Source organism: Priestia sp. SIMBA_032, from assembly GCF_046535215.1.
GTDB lineage: Bacteria > Bacillota > Bacilli > Bacillales > Bacillaceae_H > Priestia > Priestia aryabhattai.
The window spans coordinates 1-228 of record NZ_JAWRXD010001724.1 but is presented as its reverse complement, the minus strand read 5'-3'; the positions used below and the strand labels follow the sequence as shown (position 1 = coordinate 228).

Annotated in this window: 1 protein-coding gene; it reads right to left on the bottom strand. The window is 69.3% G+C overall.

Going from position 1 to position 228, the window contains the following annotated elements; genetic code table 11:
- Positions 1-228, bottom strand: a 228-nt coding sequence (locus SB717_RS40120; protein ID WP_486360833.1) for a hypothetical protein, incomplete at both ends; no start/stop codon positions are given.

The following is a 228-nucleotide window of genomic DNA, read 5'->3' as shown; positions in this document are numbered from 1 at the left end:
CACCGAGACCGTCGAGATCAGGCGCCACGACGCGGCCCGACACCCTGCGCGCCATCTGATCCACGAAATGCACCAGGCCGGGGTCGTCCCCGAGCCGGAAAAAGCTGACCTGCGCGCCCATTCGCCCGACATTGTCGAGTTCGCGCACGGTGGCACCGAGCGTCGCCGGATGCGGCGGGTAGTAGAAGAACGGCTCACCCCCGGGCAGCAGATGCGCGGTCGGCTCCC